Annotated in this window: 18 protein-coding genes; 12 read left to right on the plus strand and 6 right to left on the minus strand. The window is 67.8% G+C overall.

Annotation, left to right across the window (positions count from 1 at the left end):
- Positions 1–26: 26 nt before the first annotated feature.
- From POR01S_RS05180 to POR01S_RS05190, 3 genes are all read right to left on the minus strand, one after another.
- A complete protein-coding gene (locus POR01S_RS05180) occupies positions 27–971 on the minus strand; it encodes a FecR domain-containing protein (RefSeq protein ID WP_042134220.1) in 945 nt (314 codons plus the stop codon).
- On the minus strand, positions 965–1,477 hold the full coding sequence (locus tag POR01S_RS05185) for a sigma-70 family RNA polymerase sigma factor (RefSeq protein WP_027599308.1): 513 nt from the start codon (positions 1,475–1,477) through the stop codon (positions 965–967). The genes POR01S_RS05180 and POR01S_RS05185 overlap by 7 nt, the downstream gene beginning before the upstream one ends.
- A gap of 130 nt (positions 1,478–1,607) precedes the next feature.
- Positions 1,608–2,537, minus strand: a complete 930-nt coding sequence (locus POR01S_RS05190) for a LysR family transcriptional regulator (RefSeq protein WP_042134222.1) — start codon at positions 2,535–2,537, stop codon at positions 1,608–1,610.
- 394 nt (positions 2,538–2,931) lie between these two features.
- Between POR01S_RS05190 and POR01S_RS05195 the strand changes: the two genes are divergently transcribed.
- From POR01S_RS05195 to POR01S_RS05245, 11 genes are all read left to right on the plus strand, one after another.
- Complete coding sequence (locus POR01S_RS05195) at positions 2,932–4,452, plus strand: amino acid ABC transporter permease/ATP-binding protein (RefSeq protein WP_042134454.1); 1,521 nt, start codon at positions 2,932–2,934, stop codon at positions 4,450–4,452.
- A gap of 29 nt (positions 4,453–4,481) precedes the next feature.
- Entirely contained in the window at positions 4,482–5,354 is an 873-nt protein-coding gene (locus POR01S_RS05200) for a phytanoyl-CoA dioxygenase family protein (protein ID WP_042134224.1), read from the plus strand.
- Positions 5,355–5,382: 28 nt separating this feature from the next.
- Positions 5,383–6,222, plus strand: a complete 840-nt coding sequence (locus POR01S_RS05205; RefSeq protein ID WP_027599304.1) for an ABC transporter substrate-binding protein — start codon at positions 5,383–5,385, stop codon at positions 6,220–6,222.
- Between the two features lie 19 nt (positions 6,223–6,241).
- Positions 6,242–6,973: a class II aldolase and adducin N-terminal domain-containing protein gene (locus POR01S_RS05210; protein WP_042134226.1), complete on the plus strand. Its 732-nt coding sequence runs from the start codon at positions 6,242–6,244 to the stop codon at positions 6,971–6,973.
- A gap of 80 nt (positions 6,974–7,053) precedes the next feature.
- Positions 7,054–8,346, plus strand: coding sequence for a flavin-containing monooxygenase (locus POR01S_RS05215; protein ID WP_042134228.1), 1,293 nt, complete (start codon positions 7,054–7,056; stop codon positions 8,344–8,346).
- 30 nt (positions 8,347–8,376) lie between these two features.
- Complete coding sequence (locus POR01S_RS05220; RefSeq protein ID WP_042134230.1) at positions 8,377–8,793, plus strand: RidA family protein; 417 nt, start codon at positions 8,377–8,379, stop codon at positions 8,791–8,793.
- A gap of 9 nt (positions 8,794–8,802) precedes the next feature.
- Positions 8,803–9,480: a DUF1028 domain-containing protein gene (locus POR01S_RS05225; protein ID WP_042134232.1), complete on the plus strand. Its 678-nt coding sequence runs from the start codon at positions 8,803–8,805 to the stop codon at positions 9,478–9,480.
- Positions 9,477–10,628 carry an acetylornithine deacetylase gene (gene argE / locus POR01S_RS05230; RefSeq protein WP_042134235.1) on the plus strand — a complete coding sequence of 384 codons (1,152 nt, stop codon included), beginning with the start codon at positions 9,477–9,479 and terminating at the stop codon, positions 10,626–10,628. The genes POR01S_RS05225 and argE overlap by 4 nt, the downstream gene beginning before the upstream one ends.
- A gap of 316 nt (positions 10,629–10,944) precedes the next feature.
- Positions 10,945–11,556 (plus strand): glutathione S-transferase family protein, encoded by a 612-nt coding sequence (locus tag POR01S_RS05235; protein ID WP_042134237.1) that lies wholly within the window; start codon positions 10,945–10,947, stop codon positions 11,554–11,556.
- A gap of 45 nt (positions 11,557–11,601) precedes the next feature.
- Positions 11,602–13,653, plus strand: a complete 2,052-nt coding sequence (locus tag POR01S_RS05240; protein ID WP_042134239.1) for a 2Fe-2S iron-sulfur cluster-binding protein — start codon at positions 11,602–11,604, stop codon at positions 13,651–13,653.
- Between the two features lie 61 nt (positions 13,654–13,714).
- A complete protein-coding gene (locus POR01S_RS05245; RefSeq protein WP_042134241.1) occupies positions 13,715–14,605 on the plus strand; it encodes a LysR family transcriptional regulator in 891 nt (296 codons plus the stop codon).
- A gap of 5 nt (positions 14,606–14,610) precedes the next feature.
- Here POR01S_RS05245 and POR01S_RS05250 read toward each other — a convergent pair whose 3' ends face one another.
- Genes POR01S_RS05250 through POR01S_RS05260 form a run of 3 tightly spaced genes read right to left on the minus strand, consistent with a single transcriptional unit; the run spans position 14,611 to position 17,613 of the window.
- Positions 14,611–16,068 carry an aldehyde dehydrogenase family protein gene (locus POR01S_RS05250; protein WP_042134242.1) on the minus strand — a complete coding sequence of 486 codons (1,458 nt, stop codon included), beginning with the start codon at positions 16,066–16,068 and terminating at the stop codon, positions 14,611–14,613.
- A 29-nt stretch (positions 16,069–16,097) separates the two neighbouring features.
- The gene (locus POR01S_RS05255) at positions 16,098–16,487 is read right to left on the minus strand and encodes a RidA family protein (RefSeq protein WP_042134245.1); all 390 of its coding nucleotides are present in this window, start codon (positions 16,485–16,487) and stop codon (positions 16,098–16,100) included.
- Positions 16,477–17,613, minus strand: coding sequence for a DSD1 family PLP-dependent enzyme (locus POR01S_RS05260; protein WP_042134247.1), 1,137 nt, complete (start codon positions 17,611–17,613; stop codon positions 16,477–16,479). Before POR01S_RS05260 ends, POR01S_RS05255 begins: the two co-directional genes overlap by 11 nt.
- 95 nt (positions 17,614–17,708) lie before the next feature.
- On the opposite strand from POR01S_RS05260, the gene POR01S_RS05265 reads away from it, so the two are divergent.
- Complete coding sequence (locus tag POR01S_RS05265; RefSeq protein WP_027599293.1) at positions 17,709–18,617, plus strand: LysR family transcriptional regulator; 909 nt, start codon at positions 17,709–17,711, stop codon at positions 18,615–18,617.
- The last annotated feature ends 70 nt before the right edge of the window (positions 18,618–18,687 follow it).

Consider the following 18,687-nt stretch of genomic DNA (forward strand, 5'->3'; position numbering starts at 1 on the left):
GGTACGAAAAAGGGGACAGACTTTTTTCAGACGGTGACCGAACGGGGTATCAGGGTCACCCAGAAGCGGGTACGCCACTGCAGTTCCACCGGCAGCGTCGCGGCCAGCAGCGTCAGTACCCGGTCGGTATCGGCCAGCTGGAAGCTGCCGGTGACCCTGAGATTGGCCACCGCGGGATCCCAGCGCAGCAGGCCAGGACGATAGCGACTGAATTGCTGCAGGAATTCGCCCAGGGGTTGGTCCTGGGCGATCAGCACGCCCTGGCGCCAGCTCAGCAGGGTCGGCGAAAACGGCTCGATGGCGCCGATGCCCAGGGTACTCAGGCGCAACTGCTGGCCCTTGCCCAACGCCAGCCCGAGGCCCATCAGCGGCCGCACCTCGACGCTGCCGCTGACCACGCGCACGTCGCAGCCTTCATCGTCCTGCTGCACGCAGACCTCGGCCTGTTCCACCGTCAGGGTGCCGAAGCGGGTATCCAGCGTCAGCGCCTGGGTACCGGGTACGCGCAGCGAGAGCTCGCCGCGCACCAGGGTCAGGCGCCGCCGGGTCTGATCCAGGTCCACGGCGGTCGCGGTATTGAGTTGCAGCAGGCTGCCATCCGCCAGGGTCAGGCTGCGGCGTTCGCCCGTGGCGGTACTGAGATCGGCGGTCCAGGCGTCCAGCGGCAATTCCCGGCTCAGCCACCAGCCGGTCGGTACCACCACCGCCAGGCCCAGCAACTGGCGCAGGGCGGTACGCCGAGTGCGCTCGGCCGGCTGCAGACTGGCCATGGCCAGCCGCGACGGCACCGCGGCGAAGCGCTGTTGCAGCTGCAGGGCCGCCTGCCAGGCGCGCTCGTGCTCGGGATGGGCCTGGCGCCACGCCTGCAGCTGCTGCCGCTCGCGCTCGCCGGCGGCGCCGGACTCCAGCAGCGCCAGCCATTCCGCGGCCTCGCGGATCGCCCGCCGCCGCCGGTCCTGGCCGCTCAGCACAACTCCGCCAGCAGGCAATGCTCGTAGGCCTGCGCCATGTATCTCTTGATGGTGCGCTCGGAGACGTGCAGGCGTTCGGCGATCTCGCGGTAGGTGAGGTCCTCGAGCTGGCTGAGCAGGAAGGCCCGCCGCACCGCGGCGGGCAGGCCATCGAGCAGCTCGTCCAGCGCCTGCAGGGTTTCCAGCAGCAGCCAACGCTGCTCGGGCGACGGCACGCAGGCTTCGGGCAATGCCATCAGGGCATCGAGGTAGGCCTGCTCGAGGCTTTTGCGCCGCTGGAAATTGATCAGCAGGCGTTTGCCGATGGTCACCAGATAGGCCCGCGGCTCCTGCAGTTCACCGAGCACTTCGGGATTGCGCAACAGCCGCAGAAAGGCTTCCTGGCTGAGATCGGCCGCATCCCATTCGCTGCCCAGCCGCCGGCGCAACCAGGCCTGCAGCCACCCGCTGTGGTCGAGATAGAGCCGATGAAGGTGACGCGTGGACGCGAGAGCCATATCACTCATGACGGGTGCTACCTGCTCGTCGATGCTTAGATGATATTGATTCTACTTTACATGGATCATCCAGGACCAGTCCGGAGCCGTCTATTCCCTGCGCTTTCGCCCGAAAGCTGGGCAGTGGCCAGCATGGGCGTCAGCCCACCAGGGTTTCCGCGGGCGCAGGCGAGAGATCGACGCTCCGGCAGTAGTCCATGAACAGCCGCGTCGCCTTGGTCGGTTCGTTGTTGCGCAGGTAGGCCATGATGAAGGTGGAGGCCGGCATGTCGTCGTGGATGTTGACCTGGGCCAGGCGCTTGCCGTCGTAGGTCAGGTCGGTGGTCGGCCGGGTGACCAGCACGGAAAAGCCCAGGCCCTGCCCCACCATGCAGCGCACCATCTCGATGGAGGGCGAGCTGTAGGCCACGTTGGGGTGGTAGCCCTTCTCCCTGAAGATGTCGATGAAGTAGTTACGGCTGGGCACCACGTCCAGCAGGATCATGGGCTCGCGACTCAGCTCCTTGAGGGTCACCGCCTTCTTGCCGGCCAGGGGATGGGCGATGGGCAACAGCGCATAGGGCTTGTGCGGTGCATTGAGCTTTTCCTTGGTGATGGAATCACCCAGCTCCAGGTCGTAGAGAAACACCAGGTCGAAGCGTCCGCGGTGCACCCCGTGCATCAATTCGTGCTGCTCGCCATCGTGCAGCTGGATGGTGATCTCGGGATAGAGCCGCTTGAAACCTGCGACCAGCTTGGGCAGATAGAGCGGCGCCGCGGATTCGAAGCAGCCGATGGCCACGGTGCCCGAAACCAGCTCGTTTTCCGCCTTGGCGTTCTGTTCCAGTTCCTGGGACAGCCGCAACAGTTCCTTGGCCTTTTCATACAGCCGACGGCCACTGGCGGTGAGCGAAACGCCCTGGGCGTGATGGCGAATAAACAACTTCTGCTCGAAACTTTCTTCGAGGTTCTTGATGGCGACGGAGATCGACGGCTGGGATATATGCAGTTGTCGCGCGGCCTCGACGATGCTGTCTTCCTCGACCACCGCGACGAAATAGCGAAGTTGCCTCAGGGTAAAACGCGTCATGGCTCATCCATAGGATAAAACTTTGCAGAACGCATATCTGCATAGAGCAATCTGCCGAAGCGAAAGCCATGCCATCCGCCTGAATGCCACCGCGCGGCCCGCCTTTAGCGGTGCTGCACGCGCTGTGACGTGCCGACGAAAGCCCCTGCCGCACGGGTTAAAACGCACCAAAAGACTGCACTTCGAGTGCTTATGATTGCATCTTGCCCTGCCTTGGGGCGTATAGCGCGCAGAACAAGATGCCGCCTTCCACTACTTAGGAAAAGCCTATGCAACGACCTGTAATTTGTTAATTGACGATGAGTCTGGCGGACGCCAATTCTGTTCCTGGCAACAGTGCGAACGCTTCAGGAAAGTTCGCACTTTCTTTGAAATGGCGACGGGTTGGCTCACCATGACTTTCGACTGGAACTACATGTTCAGCCTCATTGGCGACACTCAATTCTGGCTGGCAACCTGGACGGTCATCAAACTCAGCACCCTCACCTGGATCATCAGCATCGCCCTGGGCTTCTTCATCGCCCTGGCGAAACAGTCACGGTATCCGGCGCTCAGCCTGCCTGCTCGCGGTTACATCTGGTTCTTTCGCAGCGTGCCGCTGCTGGTGCTGCTGATCTTCATCTACAACCTGCCCCAGGCGCTGCCGGCGACCTCGGTGGTGCTCGCGGATCCCTTCTGGGCCGGCCTGATCGGCCTGGTCATCAGCGAAACGGCCTATGTCGCCGAGATCCACCGCGGCGGCCTGCTGTCGATTCCCAAGGGCCAGGGCGAGGCGGCCCGGGCGCTGGGCCTGCGCTTTCTCGGCACCCAGTGGCGCATCGTCATCCCCCAGGCCCTGCGCGTGGCCCTGCCGTCGCTGGCCAACGAATACATCTCCATCGTCAAGCTCAGCTCGCTGGTCTCGGTGATCTCCCTCACCGAGATCCTGATGGTCGGCCAGCGGCTCTATTCGCAGAACTTCCTGGTCATGGACACCATGGTGGCGGTGGCCTTCTACTACGTGCTGATCGTCACCCTGTTCGACTTCCTGCTCAAACGCCTGGAGCGCTTTCTCGACGTCACCCAGCGCAAGGTGGTGCGGACCCCCGATGCCCAGGTGCTGGCCCTGGCCAACCAGGCCTCGACCGCCAGCGCCAGGCCGCAGTGGGATGCCGGCATCCCGGCGCTGCAGGCGGCGCGGCTGCACAAGGCCTACAACGACGTCGAGGTGCTGGGTTCGGTCAACCTGCGCATCCAGCCCGGCGAGGTGGTCTCGGTGATCGGCCCATCGGGCTCGGGCAAGACCACCCTGATCCGCCTGCTCAACGGCCTGGAGCAACTGGACAACGGCGAGATCCGCATCAACGGCCAGCCCTTCATCCACCTGCACAAGGACGGCGCCCAGAAGCCCCGCTTCGTCGAGCACAGCGAGCATCGCCTGGACATCGGCATGGTGTTCCAGAGCTTCAACCTCTTTCCCCACCTCACGGTGCTGGACAACCTGCTGCTCGCGCCGCGCTATCACCGCCTGGATGCTCCCGCGGCGCTCAAGCAGCAGGCCTATGCCCTGCTGCACAAGGTCGGGATGCTCGACCACGCCTGGAAGTATCCGCACCAGCTGTCCGGTGGCCAGCAGCAGCGCGTGGCCATCGCCCGGGCGCTGATGATGCGACCGCAGATCATGCTGTTCGACGAGCCCACCTCGGCGCTGGATCCGGAAAAGGTCAACGAGGTGCTGCAGGTGATCGAGGCCCTGGCCCAGGAGGGCATCACCATGGTGATCGTCACCCACGAGATGAACTTCGCCTTCAAGGTCTCGGACCGCATCGTGTTCATGGAAAAGGGCCGCGTGGTCTGCGACGACGCGCCCGCGGTACTGCGTAACGGCCAGCATCCGCGCGTCGAGGCCTTCCTCAAGGACGTGTCCCTGGCTTGACCCCCACCCTTGGCTTCTGGAGAACAGAGATGATCGAGCAAGCGCAAATAGACAGCTTCCACCGAGACGGCTACCTGGTGGTCGAGAACCTGCTGACGGCCGCGGAGATCGCCGCCCTGCAGAGCGACTTCGAACGCTGGGTGGAAGACAGTCGGAGCCACACCGAGGCCTGGGGCGAGACCCAGGACGGCCGGGCCCGCTTCGACGTGGAGCTGGACCACCGTCCCGACCACCCCTCCCTGCGTCGGGTCAGCTCGCCGACCGAAATCTCCGCGGCCTATCGCCAGGTCGCCTTCACCTCGCGGATGGCCCAGGTCGCGGCTCAACTGATCGGCGGCAGCGGCACGAGATTCCACCACAGCAAGATCAATTCGAAGCTGCCGCACACCGCCACCCAGGTGAAGTGGCACCAGGATTTCCTGTTCACGCCCCACAGCAATGATGACGTGGTCACCGCGCTGCTGATGGTGAGCGAGGTGACCCCGGAGAACGGTCCCCTCACCGTCATCCCCGGCAGCCACCGGGGTCCGCTCTGGTCGCACTGGCAGGACGGTCGTTTCACCGGCGCGGTCGACGACAACGTGGTGGCCGAGCATTGCGGCGAGCCCGTCGCCTGCTTTGGCCCGGCCGGCTCGGTGTGCTTCATGCACACCCGCCTGCTGCACGCCTCCAGCCCCAACCAGACCGAACTGCCGCGCACCCTGTTCATCAGCGTCTACGCCGCCGAGGACGCCCTGCCCTTTGGCGAGAATCCGCTGCCCAGCGAGCACGCCGGGGTGCTGGTGGCCGGCCAGGAAAGCGGACTGGTGCGCAGCGTGGCCAACAGCGTGCGGCTGCCGCAGAAACCCCGCGGCGCGTCCTTCTTCGTCCAGCAGGCCGGGCTCGACCAGGCTGCCGTTTGATCTTTCCTACCGCTCAAGGAGTTTCGCCATGCAAAGATTCAGCAGCGCCTCGCTTCGCATCCTCTCCACCGCCGTACTGGGCGCCGGCCTGGCGCTGGTCTCCAGCCTGGCCTCGGCCGACTTCCTGCAGCCGGGCAAGCTGGTCGCCGGTTCCGACCTGACCTTCTTCCCCTACGAATACGTGCAGGACAACAAGCCGGCCGGCTTCGACATCGAATTCGTCGACGGCCTGGCGAAGTTCATGGGCCGCTCCGTGGAGACGATCGACACCCGCTTCCCCAACCTCATCACCGGGCTGCAGGGTGGCCGCTTCGACATCACCAACTCCTCGATGTACATCACCGCGGACCGCCTCAAGGTGATCGACATGATCCCCTACCTGAAGAGCGGCGAGTCGATCATCGCGCTAAAGGGCAGCAGCTATCAGCCCAAGAAGCCGGAAGACTTCTGCGGCCACAAGATCGGTTCCATGGGCGCCACCTCCTGGCTGCAGCAGCTGCACAAGCTGTCCGACGAGTACTGCGTGAAGAACGGCCTCAAGCCCATCGCCGTGAGCGAATACGGCACCGATCCCCAGACCACCCAGGCACTGCTGTCCAAGGCCGTGGAGGCGCAGATCACCGACGCCGCCGTGGCCCGTGGCCTGGTGGAAAAGCTCGGCAATCGCGTGGTGATCTCCTCGGACACCCTGATCTATCCGGTGCTCAACGGCTTTGGCGTGAAAAAGGGCAACGACGCGGTCAAGACCGCCCTGGTGGATGCACTCAAGCAATACAGCGCCACCCCGGAGTACGCCGCGCTGCTGAAGAAATACAACTTCCAGGCGCCCACCGAGGCGGACATCGCCGCCCTGATGCCCAAGCCCTGAGCCTTACGGAGTCACGACCATGGCACTTTCTCACGAGGAACGGCTGCGCATCGATCTGGCGGCGACCTTTCGCGTCATCGCCCACCTCGGCATGCACGAAGCCGTCGCCAACCACTTCAGCGCCGCCGTCTCCGCCGACGGCAAGCGCTTCCTGATCAATCCGAAGTGGAAGCACTTCTCGCGCATCCGCGCCAGTGACCTGCTGCTGCTCGATGCGGACGATCCGCAGGGCGCCGAGCGGCCGGACGTGGATCGGACGGCCTGGTCGATCCACGGGCAGATCCATCGCCTGCTGCCGGAGGCCCGGGTGGTGCTCCACCTGCACCCGGTCTACACCACGGCGGTGGCCTGCCTGGCCAGGCCCGAGGTGCCGCCTATCGACCAGAATACCGCGCGCTACTTCAACCGTATCGCGGTGGACGAACTCTACGGCGGCATGGCCGACACCGAGGCCGAGGGCGCGCGCCTGGCCGGGTTGCTGGATGGCAAGCAGCGGCTGCTGATGGGCAATCACGGCGTCATGGTGATCGCCCCCACCATCGGCCAGGCCTTCGACGACATCTGGACCCTGGAGCGGGCCTGCCAGATCCTGGTCACCGCCTGGTCCACCGGCCAGCCGCTCAAGGTGCTGTCCGCCGAGGTCGCCGAAAAGACCGCCCGCGCCTGGGAAGGCATCACCGACTTCTCCGAGCAGCACTTCGCCGAGATGAAAGAACTGATGATCCAGCAGGACCCCTCCGTGCTGGATTGATCGTCGCGGAGCCTCTGCGCTCCGCCTTCCTACTGCTTAGATGACGGCCGCGCCCTGCGGAGCGGCCGAAGGGTACCCTCATGTCCACATTACCGACCACGATCGACACCCTGGTGATAGGCGCTGGCCAAGCCGGCGTCGCCATGAGCGAGCACCTGGGGCGCCTCGGCATCGAGCACCTGGTGCTGGAAAAGAACCGCATCGCCGAAGCCTGGCGCACCGGTCGCTGGGATTCCCTGGTGGCCAACGGTCCGGCCTGGCATGACCGCTTCCCCGGGCTGGAATTCCAGACTCCGCCGGATGGCTTTCCCGGCAAGGACGAGATCGCCGCCTACTTCGAGACCTATGCCCGGCAGATCGGCGCGCCCATCCGCACCGGCGTCGCCGTCACCCGGGTGACCCGCCAGACCGGCCAGGCGGGCTTTCTGGTGGAAACCTCGGCGGGCAGCTTGAATGCCCAGCGGGTGGTGGTGGCCACCGGCCCCTTCCAGAAGCCGGTGATCCCGGCCATCGCACCAACGGACGAGCGGCTCTACCAGATCCACTCCGCCCATTACTTCAATCCCCAGCAACTGCCCGACGGCGCAGTGCTGGTGGTGGGCGCCGGCTCCTCGGGGGTGCAGATCGCCGAGGAATTGCTGCGCGCCGGCAAGCGCGTCTATCTCTCCGTCGGCCCCCACGACCGGCCGCCGCGGGCCTATCGCGGTCGCGACTTCTGCTGGTGGCTGGGCGTGCTCGGCCTGTGGGATACCGAGACCATGCAGCCGGGTCGCGAACACGTGACCATCGCCGTGAGTGGCGCCCGCGGCGGCCATACCGTGGATTTCCGCCGCCTGGCCCAGGCCGGCATGACCCTGGTGGGCCTCACCGACACCTTCACCGACGGTGTCGTGCGCTTCCGCCCGGACCTCAAGCAGAACCTCGACGCCGGCGACGCCAACTACCTGTCCCTGCTCGACGCCGCGGACGCCTATGCCGCCCGCCATGGCCTTGACCTGCCCGAAGAGCCCTCAGCCCGCGAACGGGTGGCGGACGCCGCCTGCATCCGCGAACCGCTCAGGGAACTGGACCTCCAGGCCGCGGGCGTCAGCTCGGTGATCTGGGCCACCGGCTACGCCACCGATTTCAGCTGGCTACAGGTGGATACCTTTGGCGACAACGGCAAGCCCAAACATCAACGCGGGGTCGGCGCCGAGCCGGGCATCTACTTCGTCGGTCTGCCCTGGCTCAGCCGCCGCGGCTCGGCCTTCATCTGGGGCTGCTGGCACGACGCCCGCCATGTGGCCGACCAGATCGCCATCCAGCGCCGCTACCAGGACTACCGCCCGAGCGTCGAGACGACCGTCCACACCCAGCAGTCGCGTAGCGCCTGACGCCCTTATCGAGATCCGGAGACTCCCCGCATGGCCACCCCGACCCATACCCGCATCCGCATGTTCAACACCAAGGACACCTACCCCAACCAGAGCCTGGACAACGACCTCTGCCAGGCCGTGCGTGCCGGCAACACCGTCTATGTGCGCGGTCAGGTGGGCACCGATTTCGACGGCAAGCTGGTCGGGCTGGGCGATCCCCGCGCCCAGGCCGAGCAGGCGATGAAGAACGTCAAGCAACTGCTGGAAGAAGCCGGCAGCGACCTCAGCCATATCGTCAAGACCACCACCTACCTGACCGATCCGCGCTATCGCGAGCCGGTGTACCAGGAGGTCGGCAAGTGGCTCAAGGGCATCTTCCCCATCTCCACCGGTCTGGTGGTATCCGCCCTGGGGCAGCCCCAGTGGCTGATGGAGATCGACGTCATCGCCGTGATCCCCGACTGAGGCGCCGCCATGACCTTTTCCCTTACCGCCCGCTGCGCCGCCACCGGCCGGTTCGGCATCGCCATCAGTTCGTCGAGCATCGCCGTGGGCGCCCGCTGCCCCTGGCTGCAGCCCGGTGTCGGCGCGGTCAGCTCGCAGAACATAACCCTGCCAGCCCTGGGACCGCGCACCCTGGAGCGCCTGGCGCAAGGTCTGACACCCGCCGCGGCCCTGGCCGAGAGCCTGGCCGGCGATGGCTACGCCGAATATCGCCAGGTGACCGTCATCGACGCCCAGGGCCGCAGTGCCCATCACAGCGGTGCCCATACCCTGGGCGTGCACCAGGCCTTGAGCGGCCTGAACTGCGTGGGCGCCGGCAACATGCTGGCCAGCCCCGCGGTGGTGGAGGCGCTGGTGGCGAGCTTCGAAGCCACCCAGGGCGCCCTCGCCGAGCGCCTGTTGCTGGCCATGCAGGCGGCGATGGCCGCCGGTGGCGAGGCCGGTCCGGTGCATTCGGCGGCGCTGCTGGTGGTGGGCGAGCCCAGCTGGCCCATCGTCAATCTGCGCGTCGACTGGGCCGAGACCGACCCCATTGGCGAGCTGGCGGCCCTGTGGCGCGCCTATGAACCCCAGTTGCAGGACTATCTCGACCGCGCGGTGCGTCCGGATCTCGCCCCCGGCTACGGCGTGCCGGGAGACGACCGATGAGCGCCAGCCAGGAGTTGCTGGCGCAGCTGGTGGCCTTCGACACCACCAGTCGCGAATCCAACCTGGCACTGATCGACTTCGTCGCCGGCTACCTGGATGGCTTCGGCGTACCCTACGAACTGATCCATAACGCCGAGGGCACCAAGGCCAATCTCTTCGCCACCCTGGGGCCGGCGGACGTACCGGGCATCGTGCTCTCGGGCCATACCGACGTGGTGCCGGTGGACGGCCAGGCCTGGACCCGCCCCGCCTTCGAACTCAGTGAAGAAGAAGGCAGGCTCTATGGCCGCGGCACTGCCGACATGAAGGGCTTTCTGGCCTGCCTGCTGGCGCTAGTGCCCGCGGCCAGCCGCGCGGCCCTGCGCCGCCCGCTGCACCTGGCGCTGTCCTATGACGAGGAAGTCGGCTGCCTCGGCGTGCGTAGCCTGCTGGACCAGCTGGCCCAGCGCCCGGTCAAGCCGCTGCTGTGCCTGATCGGCGAACCCACCGAGCTCAAGCCCGTGCTCGGCCACAAGGGCAAGGTGGCCATGCGCTGCCAGGTGCACGGCGCGGCCTGTCATTCGGCCTATGCGCCCGAGGGCGTCAATGCCGTCGAATACGCCGCGCGTCTGGTCGTCGAACTCGGCCGGCTCGGCGAGGCGCTCAAGGCCTCGGAAGACCAGGATCCACGCTTCGATCCGCCCTTCTCCACGGTGCAGACCGGCCTGATCACCGGCGGCCAGGCGCTGAACGTCGTGCCAGAGGACTGCACCTTCGATTTCGAGATCCGCGCCCTGCCCGCCCAGGATCCCTATCAGGCGATCCACCAGCTCCAGGCCCATGCCGAGGCGACGCTGCTGCCGGCCATGCGCGCCATCAGCGGTCAGAGCGCCATCCGCTTTACCGAGCTGTCGAGCTATCCCGGCCTGGATACCGCCGTCGAAAGCGAGGCGGCCGAATGGGTCGCGCAATTCTGTGGCTCCCACGACTTCGGCACGGTGGCCTTCGGCACCGAAGGCGGTCTGTTCGCCGCGGCCGGCATCCCCACCGTGGTCTGCGGCCCCGGCAGCATGACCCAGGGGCACAAGCCCGACGAATTCGTCACCCAGGCGCAGCTGGACGGCTGCGATGCCATGTTGGGGCGGGTGCTGGCCTTCGCTTGTCGCTAGGTCCTGTACGAAATGTGCCTGCGCTCGGTGATGCTTCGTTGAAAAAGGCCTGGATCGCCAGCCCGGTCGCAATGCTCATTTACCGGTCGTAAACTCGAGCGCGAGCCCGGTCCGCTTCCTCAGCCTTTTTCGTGGGGCCGCCTAGGCCTCGCCTGACCTTCGCTCGGCGACTTTTCGTACAGAACCTAACCTGATCATTCCATTTTGCGGAATGCTGAACTGACGAGAAGGCCGATTCCCACGAAAGCGCTCTGACCCCAAGCTGGCAGCACGAATCGGGACCACCCTCGGCCCGATGCCTGCCAGGAGTTGGATCATGAAGCTCTACCACCTGCCGTTATCCGGTCATGCCCATCGCGCCGTGCTGTTCGCCTCGTTGCTGGGCCTCGCGCCCGAAATGGTCGAGGTCGACCTCGCGGCCGGCGAGCACCGCACCCCGGCGTTCCTCGCCCTCAACCCCTTCGGCCAGGTGCCGGTGCTGGAGGACGATGGCGTGATCGTCGCCGACTCCAACGCCATCCTCGTCTACCTGGCGAAGAAACTGGGCCGCACCGACTGGCTGCCGGAAGACCCGGCCGGGGCCGCCGCCGTCCAGCGCTGGCTGTCGGTGGCCGCGGGCGAACTGGCCTATGGCCCGGCAGCGGCGCGGCTGATCACGGTATTCGGTTCCCGCCTGAATCCCGAGGAAGTCATCGCCCGCGCCCATGTCCTGTTGGCGCGCTTGGAAGTCCATCTGGCCAACCGCGACTGGCTGGCCGCCGATCACCCGACCATCGCCGACGTCGCCCTCTACAGCTATCTGGCCGGAGCGCCGGAAGGCAACGTGGACCTGGCGCCCTACATCGCTGTGCGAGCCTTCCTGCAGCGGCTGGAAGCCCTGCCGGGCTTCGTGCCCTTCCCGCAGACGGCTGCCGGTCTGCGCGCCTGAAGCAGCTGGGTCACCCGCCTTCCCCCATCGCGAGGAGCCACCTCGATGAGCACGCCCCTGAACGCTCTGCCCACCTGGCACCCCGGCGAAACCGCCCTGCAGGAGCGCGTCGGCGTCCGCCAGCGGATGGCCGAGGTCGGCCCGCGGGTGATCCGCAGCTTCATGCCCGACCAGCATCGCGCCTTCTACCAGCAACTGCCCTTCCTGGTGCTGGGTAGCGTGGATGCGACCGGCGCGGCCTGGGCGACGATCCTGGAAGGCGCGCCGGGCTTCGTCAGCGCTCCGACGCCAACGCGGCTGGACATCACGGCCAGCCTAGCGGCAGGGGATCCGGCCGGCACCGGCCTGGCGGATGGCGCCGCCGTGGGATTGCTGGGCATCGAGCTGCACACTCGGCGGCGCAACCGCGTCAATGGCGAGGTCGAGCTGACGCCCCGGGGCCTGCGGCTGACCGTGGACCAGAGCTTCGGCAACTGCCCGCGCTACATCCAGCTGCGCGACCTGCAACCCAACCAACCACCGGATCAGACGCCCGCTCCGGCCGTCGAACCCCTGGAGACGCTGGATGAGGCGGCACGCCAGCTGATCGAAGGGACCGATATCTTCTTCGTCGCCTCCTATGCCGAGCAGGAGGGCCGGCGCCGGGTGGACGTTTCCCACCGTGGCGGCAAGCCGGGCTTCGTCCGGGTGGATGCCGAGGGCGTGCTGACCATTCCCGACTTCAACGGCAACCTGTTCTTCAACACCCTGGGCAACATCGCCGTCAACGGCCAGGCCGGACTGCTGTTCGTCGACGACGAGCGCGGCGACCTGCTGCAGTTGAGCGGCACCGCCGAGGTGCTGTTCGACTCGCCGGAGATCGCCGCCTTCGAGGGCGCCGAACGCCTCTGGACCTTTCGCCCGCAACGTATCGTCCGTCGCCGCGGCACCCTGACCCTGCGCTGGCAGGCGCGGGCCGGGGGCGAGTCGGACAGCAACCAGCTGACCGGCAGCTGGGCGCAGGCGCGCGAGCGCCTGCTGAGCCGTGAACTCGGCAACCGCTGGCGACCCTTGCGCGTCATCCGCATCGTCGAGGAGAGCGCCACCATCCGCTCCCTCCATCTCGCCGCGGCGGACGGCACCGCCTTGCCGCCCGCCCAGGCCGGCCAGTTCCTGCCGGTACGCCTCACTCCAGTCGCCGGCCAGGCCCCGGCGCTGCGTAGCTATAGCCTCTCCAGCGCGCCGGCCGACGGGCACTACCGCATCAGCGTCAAGCGCGAGGGGCTGGTGTCCACCTGGCTGCACGACCGGCTGCGCGAGGGCGATCTGCTCGACACGCGTCCGCCGGCGGGAGAGTTCACCCTGACCGCCGCCGACCAGTCCCTGGTTCTGCTGGCGGCCGGCATCGGCATCACCCCGCTGCTGGCGATGCTCAGGCACCTGGTCCACGAAGGACGCCGGACCCAGCGCCAGCGCCCGATCACCCTCTTCTACGGCGCCCGGTCGAAGGCCGAGCGCGCCTTCGATGCGGAACTGGCCGAATTGGTGGCCACCGCCGGAGGCTCGCTGCGCCTGGTGCGGGCGCTGAGCGATACCCGCGGGGCCGTGGCGGATACCGACTACGAGGTGGCCGGACGGATCGACCTGGGCGTGCTGGGCCGCTTCCTGCCCTTCGGCGATCACACCTTCTACCTCTGCGGCCCTGCGGCCTTCACCCAGGCACTGTACGACGGCCTGCGTGGTTACGGCATCGAGGACGCCCGCATCCATGCCGAAGCCTTCGGCCCGGCGGCGCTGCGCCGCATTCAGCCCCTGGAAGCGGCGGCTCCCGTGCGTCCAGCCGCGGCCACGGACAGCGTGCCGGTGGTCTTCACCGCCTCGCTCAAGGAAGCGCGCTGGACACCTGCAGCGGGCTCGCTGCTGGAGCTGGCCGAAGCCCGAGGCCTCGACCCCGCCTTCAGCTGCCGCGAAGGTCATTGCGGCAGCTGCCGGACACGGCTGCTCGGTGGTGCCGTCACCTATGCGCGGGAGCCAGTGGCGCGGGTCGCCGACGGCGAGGCGTTGCTGTGCTGCGCGGTGCCGGCGGCTGGCACCGACCGCCTGGAGCTCGATCTGTGATCCGTGCCGCCTGAAGTTGACTACCATGGAGCCTGGTCGACAAGACAGGACGGCGAGGCAGATGGATCGTTGGCAGGCGATGCGCGTGTTCGTGAAGGTGGCGGAAACCGAGAGTTTCGCCCGTACCGCCCGGGAGCTGCACCTGAGCGCACCGGCGGTGACCCGCCTGGTGGCGGCGCTGGAGGAGCTGGTCGGCGCGCGCCTGCTGGTGCGCACCACCCGTTCGGTCAGGCCCACCGAAGCCGGCGCCCGCTACCTGCAGGATTGCCGACGCATCCTCGCCGACATCGCCGAGGCGGAGCTGGCCGCGGCCGGCCACTACGCCAAGCCGGTCGGCACCCTGACCATCACCGCCCCGCTGCTGTTCGGGCAGCTGCACGTGCTGCCGCTGCTGCTGGACTATCTCGAACGCTATCCGCAGATGCGCGCCCGCACCTTCTTCGTCGACCGGCCGGTGAACATCGTCGAGGAAGGGATGGACGTCGCCCTGCGCATCGGTCACCTGCCCGATTCGGGCTTCACCGCCATCCAGGTCGGCCGCGTGCGCCGGGTGGTCTGCGCCGCCCCCGCCTATCTGCAGGCCCAGGGCGTGCCCGCTACCCCTGCCGCGCTGCGTGAGCACCGCATCCTGGTGTCCCACAGCGCCTGGTCATCACCGGAATGGCGCTTTGCCGGTGGGCAACGGGTGAGCGTCGATCCGCTGCTGCACTGCAACACCAACGAGGCCGCCATCAGCGCGGCCAGGGCCGGTCGCGGCCTCACCCGGGTCCTGCACTACCAGATCGCGCCGGCCCTGGCCGAAGGCACGCTGCAGATCGTCCTCGCCGAGCACGAGGAAGTGCCGCTGCCGATCCACCTCATTTACCCCGAAGGCCGCCAGGCACCGGCCAAGGTACGGGCCTTCATCGACCTGGCGGTGGCGGCGCTCAGGGACAATCCGCTGTTCGCCTGACACCCTCAGTGGCCGAGGATCGCCTTGGTCTCCAGGTACTCCTCCAGGCCGTGGACGCCATATTCGCGCCCGTTGCCGGAACGCTTGTAGCCGCCGAAGGGTGCCCAGGGGTTCCAGGCCGGATAGTTGAGATGGACCTGCCCGGCGCGCAGACGGGCCGCTACCGCGGCGACCTGGTCAGGGTCCCGACCCTGGACGTGGGCGCTGAGGCCATAGCGGCTGTCGTTGGCGATGGCGATGGCCTGGTCGAGCGAGCTGTAGGGCAGCAGGCAGAGCACCGGCCCGAAGATTTCCTCCTGGGCGATGCGCATCCCCGAGGTGACCGCCGAAAACACCGTGGGGCGCGCATAGAAGCCGGTGGTGCAGCCATCCGGGCGCCCCGGTCCGCCGCAGACCAGCCTGGCGCCCTCTGCCAGACCGCTCTCGATCAGCGCCTGCACCCGGGCGAACTGGGCGCCATTGGCCAGCGGGCCGAGGGTCGTCGCGGGCGCCTGGGGGTCACCGACCACGAGGCCCGCCACGGTGGCTGCCGCCAGGCGCTCCACCTCGGTCAGCCGGGCCTGAGGCACCAGCATCCGCGTCGGCGCGCTGCAGGATTGGCCGCTGTTGCGGAAGGCCGCCAGCACGCCCTTGGCCACCGCCTCCGGCAGATCGGTATCGGGCAGCAGCAGGTTGGGCGACTTGCCGCCCAGCTCCTGGGTCACGCGCTTGACCGTAAGGGCGGCGGCCTGGGCCACCAGGACCCCGGCGCGATTGGAGCCGGTGATGGAAATCATGTCGACATCGGGATGCTCGGCCAGCGCCGCGCCGACGGTGGGGCCGTCGCCGTTGACCAGGTTGAACACCCCCGCCGGGATCCCCGCGTCATGAACCGCCTGGGCGAACAGCAGGGCGCTCAGCGGGGCCAGTTCACTGGGCTTGAGCACCACCGTGCAGCCGGCGGCCAGCGCCGGCGCGACCTTGGCGGTGATCTGGTAGAGCGGCCAGTTCCAGGGCGTGATGAGCGCGCAGACGCCGATGGGCTCACGCCTGAGACGCAAGGCACCGTCGGCGCGCTCGAAGGCGTAGTCGCTCACCACCTCGCGTGCCACGCGCAGGTGTTCCAGGGCCAGGGGCACCTGCAGGGCCCGGGCCGCGGCGAGGGGCGCACCCATCTCCCGTGAAATCACCTGGGCGAAGGTGTCGGCACGCTGTGCCAGCAGGGTCTGCAGGCGCTCCAGCCGTTGGGCGCGAGCGGCCGGCGTCTGCCCGGACCAGGCGTCGAAGGCGCCGCGGGCGGCCTGCACCGCCTGGTCGACTTCCGCGGCGCCGCCAAGGGCCACCTCGGCGAGCGCGCGTTCGGTCGCGGGATCCGTCACCGTGGCGCGGGCGGCGCCAGGCACCGGCACCCAGCGGCCGGCGAGATAACAGCAGCGGGTCACTTGGGGATCGATCAACGTTTGCAACGAAGGGTCCAGCAGCATGAGGGGAGCTCCCAGATGGCGACGGGCGATCAGTCGGCGCGCGCCAGCGCCTCGATCTCGACGAGATAACCATGGTGCAACTGCGGCACCGGCACCACCGCCCGCGCCGGCCAGTGTTCGCCCAGGAATCCGGCATAGAGGCGGTCGAAGGTAGGCCAGTGCTCGATGCCGACAACATAGACGGTCACCTTGAGCAGATCCTGCGGCCCCCGCCCTGCCGCGGCCAGGATGGCGCAGAGGTTGTCCAGGGCGATCTGGGCCTGCTCAGCGAAACTCGCCGCGACCGCATGGCTGCCGTCGGGTCGTACCGGCAGTTGCCCGGATACATGGAGCAGCCCCTGGTAGGCCACCGCCTGGGAATAGTGGCCGCCCGGTAGCGCCGCGGCCGCGGTCTGGATGAAACGCGTATCAGCGGCCATGCAGGCGACTCCAGGGGGTGACCGCGCCGCTGGCGTCCACGGCGTGATAGCGCTCGAACTGGCCGCCGGTGGCGCAGGCATGGTTGGGCAGGATGCGCAGGCGGCTGCCCACCGGGAAGCGCTGCTCCAGATCATCTGGGCAGCCCCCGGCGAAGCTGACGATGCCATGCTCCTGGTTGGCACCGGTCAGCAGGGCCCCTTCGAGCCAGCGGCCGTCCAGGGTGCAGACCTGGCCATAGCTGAAGTCACGCCGCTGCCGCTGGGTGCCCCGGTCGCGACTGAGGGCCATCCAGCCGGCGTCCACCAGCACCCAGCCTTTCTCCACCTGATGGCCGATCACCGTGGTCAGGACGCTCAGCGCCAGATCCTCGGCCTGGCAGATGCCGACGTTATGCATCACTAGGTCCTGGAAGACGTAGACCCCGGCGCGGACCTCGGTAACCCCGGTCAGATCCAGGGCCGACAGCGCCGTGGGCGTCGAGCCAATACTGACCTGCGGACAGGCCAGGCCCTGGGCACGCAGCCGCTCGGCCGCCGCCACGCAACAGGCGCGCTCCTGCTCGGCCAGGGCCTGCAGCGCCTGGGGGTCGTCCAGCTCGTAGCTGGAGCCGGCATGGGTGAGCACCCCCGCCAGGCGCATGCCACCCGCGCTCAGCAGCTCGGCGATCTGCACCAGCCGGGGATCGTCCGGTTGCAGGCCCGCGCGATGTCCATCGCAGTCGATCTCCAGCCAGACCTCGAAGGCTTCGTCGTAGCGCTGGCCGGCCGCGACGATGGCCTGGGCCCCGGCCAGGCTGTCGGTCAGGATGCCTAGCCGACAACCCTGCCGCCGCAGCGTGCTGACCTGTTCCAGCCGCGCCGGGGCAATGGCCACGGCGTAGAGCACGTCGGTGATGCCCAGGGCGAAACAGGCTTCGGCCTCCTGGAGAGTGGAGACGGTCACGCCCTGGGCGCCCGCCGCCAGTTGCCGGCGGATGACCGCCTCGCTCTTGCTGGTCTTCACATGGGGCCGCAGGCGGACGCCGAGGGCGTCCATGCGCGCCTGCATGAGGTGGATGTTGTGCATCATCCGAGCTTCGTCGATGAGCGCGGCAGGGGTATCGAGGGTGAGCAGGGAAAGGGTCATGGCAAGGACTCGACCGGTGGGCAATGGGCGAACTGTAGCCGCCCTTCGTTAACCTGTGATTCAATCCTGCTGATGCATTCCTTTAGTCCAGATTAATGATCGCCATTGAAGACCTGCGCCTGGTGGTACTCCTGGCCCGCTGTGATTCCCTCAGCGCGGCGGCGCGCGCCCTCAACGTGTCGCCGCCCGCGCTCTCTACCCGCCTGCGCAAGCTGGAGGCACGGCTGGGGGTGGCCCTGGCCAATCGCGATGCCCGGCGGCTGAGTCTGACCCCCGACGGCGAGCGCTTCGCCCAGCAATGCAGCGAACTGCTCGAACGTCTGGAGGCCTTGCCCGACACCTTCGCCCGCCAGGATCGGCAGCTGGTGGGCACCCTGCGCCTCGCCGCGCCCTTCGGCTACGGCCGCCAGCGCATCGCCCCGCTGCTGGCGCGCTTCGCCGTGTTGCATCCGCAGCTACGCCTGCAACTGGACCTGCGCGAGACCCCCTGGCCCGACCGGCACGACAGCGATGCGGTCATTCATATCGGCGCCATCGACGACAGCTCCTGGATCGCCAAGACCCTGGCCCACAACGAACGCTGGCTGTGCGCCAGTCCGACCTACCTGGAGCAGCACGGCCTGCCGCAGGGGCCCAGGGCGCTGCTGCAGCACCGCTGCATCTGCATCCGCGAGAACGACGAGGACGTGACCCTCTGGCAACTGCGCAACGACCAGGAGCGCCAGACGCTGCGCATCGAACCGGCGCTGCTCACCAACGATGGCAGCGTGGCCCGACGCTGGGCCGAACAGGGTCTGGGCATCGTGCTGCGTTCCCAGTGGGACGTCGCCGATGCCATCGCACGCGGCGCCCTGGTCCGGCTGCTGCCGGAGTGGCGCTTCGACAGCGCGCCCATCACCCTCCTGGTCCCCGCCCGCAAACAGCGCAGTGCCCGCCTCCAGGCGCTGGCCAACTTCCTCGACCTGGCGGTGAAGGGGCTGGACGCGGGCGCTGACCCTCAGTAGCGGCAGGCCAGGAAGCCACCGCAGAAAGTGCGGCAACGTCGCCGCGAACGCGTTCGGCGCCGGGTCACAG

It is taken from the genome of Pseudomonas oryzihabitans NBRC 102199, assembly GCF_000730625.1.
In the GTDB taxonomy this organism is placed as follows: Bacteria; Pseudomonadota; Gammaproteobacteria; order Pseudomonadales; family Pseudomonadaceae; genus Chryseomonas; species Chryseomonas oryzihabitans.